The organism is Mesotoga sp. (assembly GCF_035363035.1).
Classification (GTDB): Bacteria; Thermotogota; Thermotogae; order Petrotogales; family Kosmotogaceae; genus Mesotoga.
The window spans coordinates 1-13,029 of the sequence record NZ_DAOSEH010000023.1; the positions used below are offsets into that span (position 1 = coordinate 1).

Annotated in this window: 13 protein-coding genes and 1 other RNA gene; 12 read left to right on the forward strand and 2 right to left on the reverse strand. The window is 52.9% G+C overall.

Annotated elements, in window-relative coordinates:
* Positions 1-127 precede the first annotated feature (127 nt).
* The 7 genes from PKX57_RS05355 to PKX57_RS05385 all read left to right on the forward strand — a co-directional run bounded on the left by PKX57_RS05355 (position 128) and on the right by PKX57_RS05385 (position 6,190).
* Complete coding sequence (locus tag PKX57_RS05355; RefSeq protein ID WP_213923181.1) at positions 128-913, forward strand: type III pantothenate kinase; 786 nt, start codon at positions 128-130, stop codon at positions 911-913.
* Positions 873-2,234: a B12-binding domain-containing radical SAM protein gene (locus PKX57_RS05360; protein WP_472414645.1), complete on the forward strand. Its 1,362-nt coding sequence runs from the start codon at positions 873-875 to the stop codon at positions 2,232-2,234. Before PKX57_RS05355 ends, PKX57_RS05360 begins: the two co-directional genes overlap by 41 nt.
* Positions 2,224-2,751, forward strand: coding sequence for a 2-amino-4-hydroxy-6-hydroxymethyldihydropteridine diphosphokinase (gene folK, locus PKX57_RS05365; RefSeq protein WP_213923183.1), 528 nt, complete (start codon positions 2,224-2,226; stop codon positions 2,749-2,751). Before PKX57_RS05360 ends, folK begins: the two co-directional genes overlap by 11 nt.
* Complete coding sequence (locus PKX57_RS05370) at positions 2,751-3,260, forward strand: hypothetical protein (protein WP_214048935.1); 510 nt, start codon at positions 2,751-2,753, stop codon at positions 3,258-3,260. The genes folK and PKX57_RS05370 overlap by 1 nt, the downstream gene beginning before the upstream one ends.
* Positions 3,250-4,167, forward strand: a complete 918-nt coding sequence (mnmL, locus tag PKX57_RS05375; protein ID WP_470745676.1) for a TIGR01212 family radical SAM protein — start codon at positions 3,250-3,252, stop codon at positions 4,165-4,167. Before PKX57_RS05370 ends, mnmL begins: the two co-directional genes overlap by 11 nt.
* Positions 4,161-4,488: RNase P RNA component class A (gene rnpB / locus PKX57_RS05380), an RNA gene on the forward strand. The genes mnmL and rnpB overlap by 7 nt, the downstream gene beginning before the upstream one ends.
* A 19-nt stretch (positions 4,489-4,507) precedes the next feature.
* Positions 4,508-6,190 carry a YgiQ family radical SAM protein gene (locus PKX57_RS05385; RefSeq protein ID WP_470745733.1) on the forward strand — a complete coding sequence of 561 codons (1,683 nt, stop codon included), beginning with the start codon at positions 4,508-4,510 and terminating at the stop codon, positions 6,188-6,190.
* Here PKX57_RS05385 and PKX57_RS05390 read toward each other — a convergent pair.
* On the reverse strand, positions 6,183-7,457 hold the full coding sequence (locus tag PKX57_RS05390) for an ArsB/NhaD family transporter (RefSeq protein WP_472416324.1): 1,275 nt from the start codon (positions 7,455-7,457) through the stop codon (positions 6,183-6,185). The two genes, PKX57_RS05385 and PKX57_RS05390, sit on opposite strands and share 8 nt — an antisense overlap.
* Before the next feature lie 136 nt (positions 7,458-7,593).
* On the opposite strand from PKX57_RS05390, the gene PKX57_RS05395 reads away from it, so the two are divergent.
* Entirely contained in the window at positions 7,594-8,994 is a 1,401-nt protein-coding gene (locus PKX57_RS05395) for a Do family serine endopeptidase (RefSeq protein ID WP_472416326.1), read from the forward strand.
* A 105-nt stretch (positions 8,995-9,099) separates the two neighbouring features.
* Here PKX57_RS05395 and fabZ read toward each other — a convergent pair whose 3' ends face one another.
* Complete coding sequence (fabZ, locus tag PKX57_RS05400; protein ID WP_470745732.1) at positions 9,100-9,504, reverse strand: 3-hydroxyacyl-ACP dehydratase FabZ; 405 nt, start codon at positions 9,502-9,504, stop codon at positions 9,100-9,102.
* A 168-nt stretch (positions 9,505-9,672) separates the two neighbouring features.
* On the opposite strand from fabZ, the gene PKX57_RS05405 reads away from it, so the two are divergent.
* The 4 genes from PKX57_RS05405 to fabF are packed head-to-tail and all read left to right on the forward strand — an operon-like array spanning position 9,673 to position 13,025.
* On the forward strand, positions 9,673-10,602 hold the full coding sequence (locus PKX57_RS05405) for a nitronate monooxygenase (protein WP_472416328.1): 930 nt from the start codon (positions 9,673-9,675) through the stop codon (positions 10,600-10,602).
* On the forward strand, positions 10,596-11,528 hold the full coding sequence (fabD, locus tag PKX57_RS05410; protein ID WP_213923190.1) for an ACP S-malonyltransferase: 933 nt from the start codon (positions 10,596-10,598) through the stop codon (positions 11,526-11,528). Before PKX57_RS05405 ends, fabD begins: the two co-directional genes overlap by 7 nt.
* A gap of 18 nt (positions 11,529-11,546) precedes the next feature.
* A complete protein-coding gene (acpP, locus tag PKX57_RS05415) occupies positions 11,547-11,795 on the forward strand; it encodes an acyl carrier protein (RefSeq protein ID WP_213923191.1) in 249 nt (82 codons plus the stop codon).
* A 3-nt stretch (positions 11,796-11,798) separates the two neighbouring features.
* Positions 11,799-13,025 carry a beta-ketoacyl-ACP synthase II gene (gene fabF, locus PKX57_RS05420; RefSeq protein WP_213923192.1) on the forward strand — a complete coding sequence of 409 codons (1,227 nt, stop codon included), beginning with the start codon at positions 11,799-11,801 and terminating at the stop codon, positions 13,023-13,025.
* Positions 13,026-13,029: the final 4 nt, after the last annotated feature.

A 13,029-nucleotide genomic window follows, 5' to 3' on the forward strand; every position in this document is an offset into this window, starting at 1 on the left:
TCATCACATTTTCAGTCGATCAAGTGGAGAGAAATATTAAAAGAATGTGAAACCGTACTCCGGCGAATAAAATTCGGAGATAGAACGGAATAATGCTGCATGGTAGAATTGTCAGGGAGGCGATTCAATGGAACTTCTGGCCGATATCGGCAATACTACGACTGTATTTGGATTGCAAAAAGGCGACTCGATAATTTCGATATGGAGACTCCCTTCGGGGAGACTCGAAACAGAGGATGAGCTCTTCGCGATTCTCGAAGGTCTTCTAAAAAGCAAGGGTTCATCTATCGGCGAGATCGACGGCTTCTGCGTGGCCAGTGTTGTGCCGAGGCTCAACAGGTCGATCCAGTATTTCGCCGCGAAGTATCTCAAAGAGCCGGCGGTCTTTCTCAAGCCGGACCGGTTCGTATCTCTGGAACTGAAGGCCGACAATCCGGGTGAGATAGGCGCCGACAGACTGGCCAATGTGATCAGCGCTTCCATTCATTACGGGGCGAACGCGGTTGTCATAGATGTTGGAACTGCTATAACGATAGATGTATTAAAGGAAAACGCCTTTGTCGGAGGTTCTATACTCCCGGGCCCTTCGACGGCTATGTCCGCCCTCTTCTCCAAAACCGCGAAACTTCCAGAGGTAGAACTCTTTTTCGAAGATCATTATCTCGGAACCAACACGGAAGACAATATAAGGATCGGGATAGTCAACGGCACTTACTTTGCACTGGCTGGCATCGTTGAAAACATGCTGAAAGTCTTCGACGGCAGGGTAGACGTGATAGGAACTGGCGGCAATGTCGAGATGTTCATGGTCGAGAAGGGCTTCATCACGATCAACGATCCAGACCTGACGCTGAAGGGGATCAAGGCATACTATGACAGAGTCAAGGAAAGCAAAAAGAATACTGCTGGTTAATCCCTGGATTGAAGATGTGTCTGCTTACGACTACTGGTTGAAACCGGTGGGCCTGCTGTACATCTCTTCGATCCTGAAAGATTCGGGAATCGAGCCCGTTCTCGTGGATTGCCTTGATAGATACGATGCGGACTTTCTCTTCTCCGGCGGAGAGAGCCGGGAGAAGTACTTCGGGACGGGTAAGTTTCATGAAGTGGTGATCCCCAAGCCGGAGTCCATGAAGGATATACCCAGGAAGTTCAAGCGTTTCGGAATTCCCGAAGAGCTGCTCAGGATGAAGCTCCGTTCGGCGGGCGATGTGGCCGGGGTTTTCGTGACTTCGATGATGACTTACTGGTACACCGGGGTGGTCGATACGATACGTGTGATCCACGAGGAGTTGCCGGCCGCCAGAATAGTTCTGGGAGGGGTTTACGCAACGCTTCTGCCCGATCACGCGGCCGTCAAGTGCGGTGCCGATTTCCTCTGTCCGGGGACCGGTGTCGCTCCGGTTAAAAGGGCGCTCGAATACCTCGGCATAGACGTATTGCCGCGCGAAGATTGGTTTACGGCGCTCGACCCTGATTATTCCCATTACACGCGCCTGCCTTACGCGGTTCTTATGACGAGCCTAGGCTGCCCGTTAAGGTGTACGTACTGTGCAAGCGGTAAACTCTGGAAGGGGTTTCTGAAGAGAGATCCTCTGACAATAGCCGATTCTATAGAGAGGTTGACTGGCCGCGATGAAACGGAGGATATGGTTTTTTTCGACGACGCGATCCTCTTCGGTGATTTTAAGACTCTCCTGAAGGAGCTTTCGAGAAGAAAGATAGTCAGGAGGTTTCACCTGCCCAACGGCGTCCACGCGAGGCTACTTGACGTGGAGATGGCCGGGCTCCTATATGACAACAACTTCAAGACGATCAAGCTCGGTCTCGAAACCTCGGACCCTTCGATGCAACTTTCGACCGGTGGAAAGGTGACGAACGAGGATTTCTTCAGAGCCGTTAAAAATCTGGCGGACGCTGGTTTTACGGCCCGCGAGATGAGCGCATACATAATGCTCAACCTGCCCGGCCAGAAGGTGGAGGATGTAGAGCGTTCGCTGGAAAAGTGTGGTGAACTCGGGGTCTATCCCAGTCTCAACGAATTCACTCCGATACCCGGAACGGTGCAGTGGAGGACTCTCATCGAGGATGACCTTTTCGATGAAGAGATCGACCCGCTGCTACTGGACAACTCCATGCTCCCCCACTGGTGGAAGGGCGGTATGAACGCGTCGCAGGTTCAGGCTCTGAAGGAGATGGAGTGGAAAGTGAGGAGGTCTCTCGATGGAAAATGAAATTTACCTGGGCTTTGGAAGCAATCTCGGAGACCGTCTTGAAAATCTGAAGATGGCTTTCGCCGGTTTGAAAGAGCGTGGAGTAGTTTGCGAAAAGATGTCGACAGTTTTCCTTACCTCTCCTTACGGTGGAGTCGAGCAACCGGATTTTCTCAACTGTGTCGGCAAGTTCTCCTTCTGCGGCTCTCCGCAGTCTCTGCTGAGGACGATATCCCATGTCGAGAACTCCCTCGGGAGGGTCAGGAGCGTAAGATGGGGGCCGAGGACCATAGACATAGATATTCTGCTTTTCGGTGAGCAGATAATTGAAAGTGATACTCTCACTATTCCCCACGGCGATATAATAAATAGAGCCTTCGTTCTGGTTCCGCTTCTGGAAATAGACGGCCTAATCGTCGATCCCAGAAGCGGGAGGCCTTACAGCGAGTTTCTGGACAGGCTCGACCGGAGCGAGTGGCCCGGGATTTACATGAAAGCCGGTGATTTTGCCCGTGCGGCGGGCCTGGAGGTAAAATGATGAGAGCGAAAATTTCTTTGATACTGGCGATGGTTTTGATTGTTATACTCCTTTTCACGTCGTGTTCGGCAGGGAAAGAAGAGCTGGTTCCCGGTAGATATGCGGGCTTCAAGATGGGCGACTATATGGACCTTACATCGAGCACCGCGATCGGCGGATCGATCATGGAACTCTCCCTGGATGGCGAGACTTTGCTCCTGGAAAAGCGTTTCGCCAAGGGAACGGAAGAGTTCGTTATTTACGTCGCTAAATTCAGCAAGGCTTCACGGACGACGAGCTTCTGGTACGGCCTGATCCGGGAAGTCTCCAACGATTTCAGATCCGTTGTTAGCGCCTTGCCACTGATATACGGAGAGTTTCAGGACGAGATCCGGCAGGGATACATGAAGGCCTGGTTCTCGGGGAAGTGGCTATATGTATTCCTGGGAAAGACCAAGAGCGAAGTGAATTCGGCAGTGAAAACCTTCAAGGAATTCGAGAAGTTGCTGGTGAAATCAGTTGACTCGTAAGCCTTACAAAGATCTGAAAAGCTACCTCAAAGAGAGATACGGCCAGGCTGTTCACAGAATCCCTCTGGACGCGGGATTTACCTGTCCCAACAGAGTGGGCGGAGCTGTCGGATGCATCTATTGCGATCCTACCGGGAGTGGATTCGCCGTTGATTCGAGGTTGTCGCTTCTCGATCAGCTCCGGAGAGGAATGGACGGGCTCAGAAAAAAGGGTCTGGGGAAGTTCATGGCCTACTTTCAGGCCAATTCGAACACTTTTGCCCCGGTAGAAAGACTCAGGGAGCTCTACAGACAGGTTTTGGTAGAGGATGTGGTCATTCTCGACATTTCCACCAGACCAGATCTGGTCGGCGAGGAAGTGCTCGCCCTTCTAGACGAGTTTTCCGGAGATGTAGACGTGATACTCGAATTGGGTCTTCAGAGTGTGAACCCCAACACGCTTAGGAAGATAAACAGAGGTCATTCTATTTCACAGTTCGTGGATGCGGCCCTGAGGGCGGCGAAGCACAATATCGAGACGGTCGCGCACGTCATAGTCAACCTTCCGTGGGACACGATCGAGGATGTTGCGGAAGCGGCCAGGCTGCTTTCCGTACTCGGCGTGAAGGGGGTCAAAATCCATTCGCTTTACGTCGTCGAAGGCACTGAGCTGGCCAGGCAGTGTCTGGCCGGCGAGACCGTACTCACGAGTCTGGAAGTTTTTCTCGAGAGGGTTGTAACCTTTCTGGAGTATCTGGACGAGGATGTGGTCGTTCACAGACTGGTTGCCGATCCGCCGATCGAGGGGACGCTTTTCGGAAACTGGGGTTTTTCGAAGCTGCAACTGTTGAATATGATAGAGAAAAAGATGATAATTGAAGGAAGATACCAGGGCTCGAAAGCTCTCAAAGTTCAGAGAGGAAAGTGAAACGGGTGATCGCGGCGAGGCCGAGGAAAGTCCGGACTCCATGGGCGAGGATGCTGGGTAACACCCAGGGGGAGAGATCCCCGGTAAGGGCTATAGAGAAGCAAACCGCCTACGGGCAAGGGTGGAAAGGTGAGGTAAGAGCTCACCAGCTGTCGGGTAACCGGCAGGCTTGGCAACCCCCATCCGGAGCAAGTCCAAGCAGAAAGGGTTTGAGGGCGCCCACCGAATCCCTTTCGGGTAGGATGCTGGAGGGTTATGGTAACATAACCCCGAGATAGATGATCACGCGAACAGGATCCGGCTTACAGTTTCACTTTCCCTTCTTTTTTTGGTGCGTATTATGAACATACCCATGAACAGGAAAGAAATGATGCGGCACGGCTGGGACGGTCTCGATATAATACTGGTCACGGGAGATGCCTTCATCGATCACCCCTCCTTCGGGACGGCGTTGATCGCCAGAGTTCTCGAAGCGGCCGGCTGGAGGGTCGGGGTGATCTCTCAGCCTGACTGGAAAAACACCGAGGATATTTCGGCGCTCGGAAGGCCCCGTCTCTTCTTCGGCGTTACATCCGGCAACGTGGACTCCATGGTAGCCAACTACACTTCGTCGGGTAAAAAGAGGAAGAGCGACGATTACACCCCCGGCGGCGTGGGTGGTGCCAGACCTGACAGGGCCGTGATCGTGTATTCGAATCTCATAAGGCGGGCCTTCAAAGATGTCAGGATAGTTCTGGGCGGTGTAGAGGCCAGCCTGCGAAGATTCTCCCACTACGACTGGTGGAGCAACAAAGTCAGAAAATCCGTACTCCTCGACTCCAAGGCCGATCTGCTCGTCTATGGGATGGGAGAGAAACCGATCCTGGAGGTTTCGAGGAGGCTCGCTTCGGGGGAGCTCCCCGCGGATGTACCCGGAACGGTCGTCTGGAGTTCTGCCAGACCGCAGGGGGTGGAGCTCCCCTCTCATGAGGAAGTATCGGCCGATCACCGGAGGTATTTCAAATCGGTAAGGCTCCTTTACGACGAAACCGACCCGGTGCGCGGACAGCTTCTCTACCAGCTTCAGGACAGCAGATTCGTCATACAGAACCCTCCTCCGAGAATAGATTCGAACGATCTGGACAGTTTTTACCGTCTGCCATACACCAGACAGGTCCACCCGGCCTGTCTGGAAAAAGGTCCGGTAAAGGCGCTAGAAACGGTCAGATATTCTATAACCACTCACAGAGGCTGCTATGGCCAGTGCAATTTCTGTGCCATAACACTTCACCAGGGGAGAATCGTGGTCTCCAGGAGCGAAGAATCGATCATAGAGGAAGTCTCTCTGCTGTCGAGAAGTCCGGACTTCCGTGGCACCATCACCGATCTGGGCGGACCGACGGCCAACATGTACGGTTACGAGTGCCCGGTGAAGCTGAAAAAAGGCGCCTGCAAGGATAAGCGATGCCTCTTTCCGGAGGTCTGCGCCTCTTTGAGACCCGACCACTCGAGATACATCGGCCTGCTGGAAAGAGTCGCTTCGGTTCCCGGCGTGAAACACGTTTTCGTTTCCTCGGGAATTAGGTATGATCTGATCCTCGCCGATAAGGTTTACGGAAGGGAGTTTCTCAGAAGGCTGATCGAGAAACACATCTCCGGTCAGCTGAAGATTGCGCCAGAGCACAGCAGCGACCGAGTTCTCGAGCTTATGGGAAAGCCCTCAAGAGAGACTCTCGAGAAGTTCTTGAAGGAGTTCTATGAATTGTCCAAAGGTAAAAAGCGGTACGTGATAGGTTATTTCATCGCTGCCCATCCAGGATGCAGGCTGGAGGATATGGTCCGGCTGAGACGGTTCGTGGCCGGAGAGATGAATTACAGACCGGAACAGGTGCAGATATTCACCCCTACGCCCTCGACTATCTCGACGGCGATGTACTTCACGGAGCTGGACGGGCCGGAAGGTCGACAGATATTCGTGGAGACTTCCTTCACCGGCAGGATGAAGCAGAAGGATGCTCTGTCCGGTAAAGAGAGTCCTAAATAGCGAACATCACCAGGATGTACACCGTGCCCATTACCAGAGTGATGAGGGTCACAGGCAGGGAGAATTTCAAAAAATCGCTGTAAGTGAGTTTTTCCCGCGAGTTCTTTTCGATCAGTCCGACGCCGACCATGTTAGCCGCCGCTCCGGCCAGCGAGAAACTTCCTCCAAAGCACGAAGCGATAGACACGACCCACCATATATCGGCGGTTATGCCGTATCTGGATATCATTCCATTGATGATCGGTATCAGGAAAGTCACGGCCGGGACGGCGCCTATGAAACCGCTCAACAGGGACGACAACCAGAACAGTGCCAGAAAGAGAACCACTCTGTTCCCGGCCATCACCCCCAGCGCGTCGGATATGAAGGCCGTGATCCCGACCTCCTGAATCGCGAAAGCGAGAACGAAAAGACCTATGAAGAAGAAGATCGTATCCCATTCGATATCTTCTGAAAGCTGAGAAAAATTCTTCCCGCTGAGCAACATAGCAGCCGCAGCGCCGGCGAGCGCGATTATGGAAGGATCGACTTTAAGAAGTCCGTGGATCAGGAAACCAATTATGATCGCCAGGAAGACCACCAGGGACTTTATTAGGCCGGATCTGGACACTATAGCTTTCGAAGGATCCATGCTGGCCAGTCTCTGAAGCCTGTCTCCCATGTTCCAGTAAGGCTTGAAGGTTACCCTGTCGAGGTAGATCACCGTCACGATGAGCGCCAGGATCGATATAGGGCCATCGATTCTTATGAAATCCATGAAGCCGAAGCCGCTGGCCGAGCCGATCAGTATGTTCGGAGGGTCTCCGATCAGTGTGGCCGTACCACCGATGTTGGCACTCAACACTCCGGCGAGCATGAAGGCCTTCGGCGATACGCTCAAAGCGTCGGCGATCAGAAAGATTATCGGTGCGAAGAGAAGTATCGTTGTCACATTGTCCAAAAAGGCCGAGAAGAGCGCGATCGTTACCGTGAAAAGCGCCAGCAAAAACCTTATCCTGCCTTTTGTAAGGCGGACCACATAAACGGCGACGAACTCGAAAAAGCCAGTCGTCCTGAGGGTTCCGACCACTATCATCATCCCTATCAGTATTCCGATCGTGTTGAAATCGACAAGCCTGCCGATCTCCTTCATATCGAAATCGGGGATGATTTTGGAGATCAGGATCAATGTTCCGGCTGCAAATGCCACCGTTGAACGGTTGAGTTTTCCGGAGATTATCAGGATGTACGCAATCACAAAGATCGAAAGAACATAGATCAGCTGCAAGACGATTCACCTCGAGAATCCCGGGCAGAAAATGACTATATGAGTATAACACCTTCAAAGTTTTTTTGAACCAACCAAAAGAGGGGAAAGTCATATTAGCACCCGGGGTAGCCGGAAATAATGAGGAGGTCAGAGTATGAGGAAAACATTTGTAGTTGTATTACTGGTTCTAGTGTCAGTGGCTTCTCTGGCCCTGGTCAACGAAGGCTACGAAAGCCCCATAGTGAAAGTAGTGGAAACGGCCGGACCAGCGGTAGTCAAAGTTGATGTGGAAGCCACGGCAATGTATGCGCCAAGCGATTTTTACGGATTCGACGAATTCTTCAGACGTTTCTTTGGTGAGATTCCCGAACAATCGCGGAAAGTCACGGCACTGGGTTCGGGATTCATCTTCAACAAAGAGGGATACATTTTCACCAACGAACACGTGGTTGCCGGAGCCGAGAAGATAACGGTCTCCCTTCTCGATGGGAGTGTTTATCCGGCCAAATATATCGGTGGCGATACCGATCTCGATATAGCCGTCATAAAGATAGACCCAGATGGAAGGGACCTTCCCATAGTTGAGCTGGGAGATTCCGATGCGCTGCGAGTAGGCGAATGGGCGATAGCCATAGGTAATCCACTCGGATTGAAGCACACCGTTACGGTCGGCGTGATAAGCGCCGTCGGCAGACAGATACCCAAACCAGACGGACAGAGCGTATACTCCGATCTAATCCAGACTGATGCGGCGATCAATCCCGGCAACAGCGGTGGACCCCTGTTGAACATATATGGCCAGGTTATCGGCATAAACACGGCGATAGTCGATCCGGATGTCGGTACGACTCTCGGCTTTGCGATTCCTGTGAACGTTGCCCTGAGATACGTAGATTCGATCATCGCGACCGGCTCCATCCAGAGGGCCTATCTGGGAGTCTATCTCGATACCGTCACCGAATCGACGGCCCGGTCCCTCGGTCTAAAAATCGACAGGGGAGCACTCATAATGGACGTCGTAGCGGGCTCGGCCGCCGACAAAGCCGGAATAAAACCGCAGGACGTCATAGTAAAGTTCCAGAATCTTGAGATCACTAATTCATCGGAACTGAGAGCCGCCATTCTCAATTATCCGGCCGGTTCGGAAGTGTCGGTCGTGGTTAACAGGTTCGGTGAAACCATAGAGCTAAAAGTAATGCTGGGAACCCTTCAGGAACAGGTGCAGGCGATAACCCCACAGGAACAGAAAGCGGCCGAAGACACCGCACTGGGCGTTACCGTGAACGATATAGCCCCATCCGACAGGGAAAGCCTTTCCCTTCCCGAGGATCTCAAAGGTGTCATAGTCAGCGGCGTCAGTACGCAGGGTATCGTCTATAGACTGGGGCTCAGTATCGACGATGTGATCACCAGGATAAGTGTGAACGGAAATCAACAGGCCATACAGAGTGTCGATGATTTCAAGAAGGTTGTCGATAGCTTGAAGAAGGGGGATTACATAGCCTTCTTCATCTATCGCGACGGAGTGAGATTCGTAGCCTCATTCCAGTACTGAAGATCAAAGAAACACCGCCACTCTTTTCGAGTGGCGGCTTACCCCCATTAACCCCTGTGCTGGATCATATGAATTATTATAGCACAGGGGGTTTTTCTTCCAAAACTACGCGCGGGCAAGCAAAAGGACGGCCTCGGCCACTGGCAGTCCCTCTACGCTCGCCATCGCCTCAACTTTGACGACACCCATCTTCGTCTGTATAATTTTCACTTCGTATTCCAGCACGCAGGGCGGTCTCACCTGGCTCCTGAAACGGGCCCTTTCGATGCCGGCAAAAAGCGGTGTGGAACCGGGCTCCAGAAGAAGTACCCCTGCCGTCTGGGCCAGGCCTTCGATTATAAGCACGCCCGGATAGATGGGGTAGTTCGGGAAGTGACCCCTGAAAACCTCGAGGTTTTCATCTATTTCTTTAAAGGCTTTGATGTGAGAGGTTCCCATTTCGATAACTCCATCCACCATGAGAAAAGGTTCTCTGTGTGGGATCCTGCTCATCACGAACTCTCTACTCATTTCCATCGTTCCGTCTCCTTTCTGTACGCTTTCCAGACGACAGTCGAAAAAACCGACCGGAAATCGTACGTTTACTCCCTCTTTTTCGATGGTACGCCTTTGCTACAAATTAGAAGCACAAAGATGCCAAAGGAGCAGAGGAATTTGATACCAGCCGGAAAAAAACTCATGAAACTTCTAAGTATAGAGCTTCCCGTAATTCAGGGAGGGATGGCCTGGATCGCAGATCATTCACTGGCGAGCGCAGTCTCTAACGCCGGCGGGCTGGGCGTTATAGCGGCCGGAAATCTCGATCCCGAAGAACTCAGAGAAGAGATAATACAGACCAGAAGATTGACCGATAGATCCTTCGGAGTCAACATAATGCTTCTCTCACCGCGAGCCGGAGAGCTAGTTGATATTGCTTGCCAGGAGAAAGTTCCCGTGGTCACTACAGGCGCCGGCAACCCCGGTCCCTTCATGGAGAGGTTCAGATGCCACGGAGTAAAAGTCCTGCCGGTAGTAGCGTCGGCCGGTATGGCGAGGCGGATGGAGAAGCTCGGCGCCGACGGCGTGATCGCCGAAGGGATGGAGGCCGGAGGACACATCGGAAAAGTGACCACCATGACCCTCGTGCCGGCCGTGGCCGATGCCGTAACCGTCCCGGTCGTGGCCGCCGGAGGCATCGGAGACGGTAGGGCGATGGCGGCGGCTTTCGCACTGGGAGCCAGCGGAGTTCAGATCGGAACGCGTTTCATCTGCACTTTCGAGTGTACGGCCCACACTAAATACAAAGAGCGTATACTAAACGCTTCCGAACTCGACCCTGTGGTCACCGGTTCATCGACAGGTCATCCGGTCAGATCGCTCAGAAACGGCCTCACCAGGAGGATCGAAGAGCTCGAGAGAGAAGGGGCGGGTTTCGAAGAGATAGAGAAAATTGCCGTTGGCGCGCTCAGAAAGGCCTCCAGAGAAGGGGACGTCAACAACGGTTCTGTGATGGCCGGGCAGGTCTGTGGAATTATAAAAGAGATCAACACCGTAGAAGAGTTAATTGGAAAACTGATGGAAGAGGCCAAAAAAACAATCGATTCTTTGGGAGGGAAGGGCTTATGGTAGCTTGGTTATTTCCCGGTCAGGGTAGTCAATATGTGGGAATGTGCAAAGGACTTTACGAGAGCTGCGCTTCGATAAGGGATAACCTCGAACTCTCGGGACGGCTCCTCGGATTCGATATGGTAGGTATCATGCAGAACGGTCCCGAAGAAGTGCTTACATTGACTCAGAATGCTCAGCCGGCGATTCTGGCTCACAGTATAGCGATTTCCGATCTTTTGAGCGATTACAGCTCGCAGCCCGATATGGTGGCCGGACTCTCGCTCGGAGAGTTCAGCGCACTGGTGGTGGCCGGATCGCTAAGTTATTCCGATGCGTTGAGACTGGTGAGGTTGAGGGGACTGGCGATGCAGGAGGCGATCGCTCCTGGAGAAGGGACAATGGCAGCGATAGTCGGTTTACCCGAAGAGCTCGTGGAGAGAATCTGTGAAGAGGTCTCCCCGGAGCGCGACGTGATAGTGGCCAACTACAACTGCCCCGGACAGCTGGTCGTCTCCGGTCTGACGGCTCTGGTGAGAAAAGCTATCCTGCTCGCCCAGGAGCGTGGAGCGAGAAGGACTGTAGAACTTTCGGTCAGCGCACCGTTCCACAGCAAATTCTTGCAGCCCGTTGGAGAAGTGCTGAGAGAGTTTTTGAGAAGTATCCAGGTCAGGACTCCGAAGATACCCGTCATATCCAACGTGACGGCCGAGTTCTTTCCCGACGATCCGGAAAGGATAAAGGAGCTTCTCATCGTTCAGGCCTTCAGTCCGGTGAAGTGGGAGCAGACGATCAGGAAGATGCTTTCCATCGGAGTTGACAGGTTCGTGGAAGTCGGTCCCGGCAAAGTGCTCAACTCGTTCGTGAAGAAGATAGACAGAGACGCGCAGGTGAGTTCTACGGACGTGGAAAATCTCGCTCAGCTGCGTGAGATAGAGATCAGCGCATAATAAAAGAGGTGAATTACTGTGGAGAAGACTGCAAATATCAGAGAAAAGGTAATAACTATAGTGGCACAGCATCTGGGAGTAGATGCTAAAAGTGTGGGTGGAGATTCGAGGTTCGTCGAAGATCTGGGCGCCGACTCGTTGGACCTTGTCGATCTCGTGATGGAGCTGGAGGACGAGTTCTCTATACAGATAAGCGATAATGAAACGGGAAATTTCAAGACCATAGACGATGTAGTGTCGTTCATAAACACGCTTGAAGAGAAGTGAAAAATGAGGAGAGTAGCAGTCACCGGTCTGGGGGTCGTCAGTTCAGTAGGTAACAATCTTTCCGAATTCTGGAGCTCTCTGAAGGACGGTAGATCGGGGATCGACTGGATAGAGGGCTTCGACACCTCACAGTTTCAGGTCAAGATCGCCGGACAGGTCAAGAACTTCGATCCGTTGAGGTACATGGACAGAAAGGAAGTCCGAAGGAACGCGAGGTTCGTGCAGCTGGCGATAGCCAGCGCGCAGGAGGCCTTCGAAGACAGTCATCTCGATGGAAGCAATTTCGACAGGGAGCGCGCCGGCGTGATCTACGGGGTCGGTCTTGGAGGGATGGATGTTATAGAGGAGCAGCACGGACAGCTCCTGTCCAAGGGACCTGGAAGGGTCAGTCCCTTCCTCATCCCCATGACTATAGCCAATATGGCACCGGGCGTGCTGGCCATAAGGTTCTGTTTAAAAGGCACGAATTTTACGGTATCGACAGCCTGCGCCTCGAGTACGAACGCCCTGGGTGAGGCGGCCAGGCTAATAGCGGGCGGTCTTCTAGATGTAGCGATGAGCGGGGGCAGCGAGGCGACAATAACGCCCCTGGCGCTCGCCGGATTCGCGAACATGACAGCCCTCTCAACAAGTGGTCCCGAAAGGGCCAGCCGTCCCTTCGACCTGAACCGCGACGGTTTTGTAATGGCTGAAGGTTCGGCGACACTGATCCTCGAGGAGTATGAACACGCCCTGAAAAGGGGCGCAAAGATATACGCCGAGATTGCGGGTTACGGTTCGACGGACGACGCGTACCATATAACCTCGCCTGAAGAATCCGGTGACGGAGCCTTCAGGGCGATGGCGATGGCTCTCAACTCGGCGGGGATCGGTCCGGACGAAGTCGATTATCTGAACGCTCACGGCACTTCCACGCCCCTGAACGATATAACCGAAACGAAGGCGATCAAGAGGCTCTTCGGATGCAGGCAGGATCTGAACATCAGTTCTACGAAATCCATGCACGGACACGCGCTGGGTGCGGCCGGGGCGATAGAGGCGGTGGCTACGATAATGGCGATGAGCAATTCTTTGGTGCCTCCGACGATAAATTACGAGACCCCCGACCCGCAGTGCGATCTGAATTATACGCCAAACAAAGCCTTCGCCAAAGAGATACAGTTCGCCATGAGTAACTCACTGGGCTTCGGAGGACACAACGCGACGCTGCTGTTCAAGAGAGTTCCATAAACTG

Bases quoted from the DNA above. Each gene is read 5' to 3' on its own strand.
- PKX57_RS05355 (WP_213923181.1), top strand. From the start codon at position 128: ATGGAACTTCTGGCCGATATCGGCAATACTACGACTGTATTTGGATTG.
- PKX57_RS05360 (WP_472414645.1), top strand. From the start codon at position 873: ATGACAGAGTCAAGGAAAGCAAAAAGAATACTGCTGGTTAATCCCTGG.
- folK (WP_213923183.1), top strand. From the start codon at position 2,224: ATGGAAAATGAAATTTACCTGGGCTTTGGAAGCAATCTCGGAGACCGT.
- PKX57_RS05370 (WP_214048935.1), top strand. From the start codon at position 2,751: ATGAGAGCGAAAATTTCTTTGATACTGGCGATGGTTTTGATTGTTATA.
- PKX57_RS05385 (WP_470745733.1), top strand. From the start codon at position 4,508: ATGAACATACCCATGAACAGGAAAGAAATGATGCGGCACGGCTGGGAC.
- PKX57_RS05395 (WP_472416326.1), top strand. From the start codon at position 7,594: ATGAGGAAAACATTTGTAGTTGTATTACTGGTTCTAGTGTCAGTGGCT.
- fabZ (WP_470745732.1), bottom strand. From the start codon at position 9,504: ATGAGTAGAGAGTTCGTGATGAGCAGGATCCCACACAGAGAACCTTTT.
- PKX57_RS05405 (WP_472416328.1), top strand. From the start codon at position 9,673: ATGAAACTTCTAAGTATAGAGCTTCCCGTAATTCAGGGAGGGATGGCC.
- fabD (WP_213923190.1), top strand. From the start codon at position 10,596: ATGGTAGCTTGGTTATTTCCCGGTCAGGGTAGTCAATATGTGGGAATG.
- fabF (WP_213923192.1), top strand. From the start codon at position 11,799: ATGAGGAGAGTAGCAGTCACCGGTCTGGGGGTCGTCAGTTCAGTAGGT.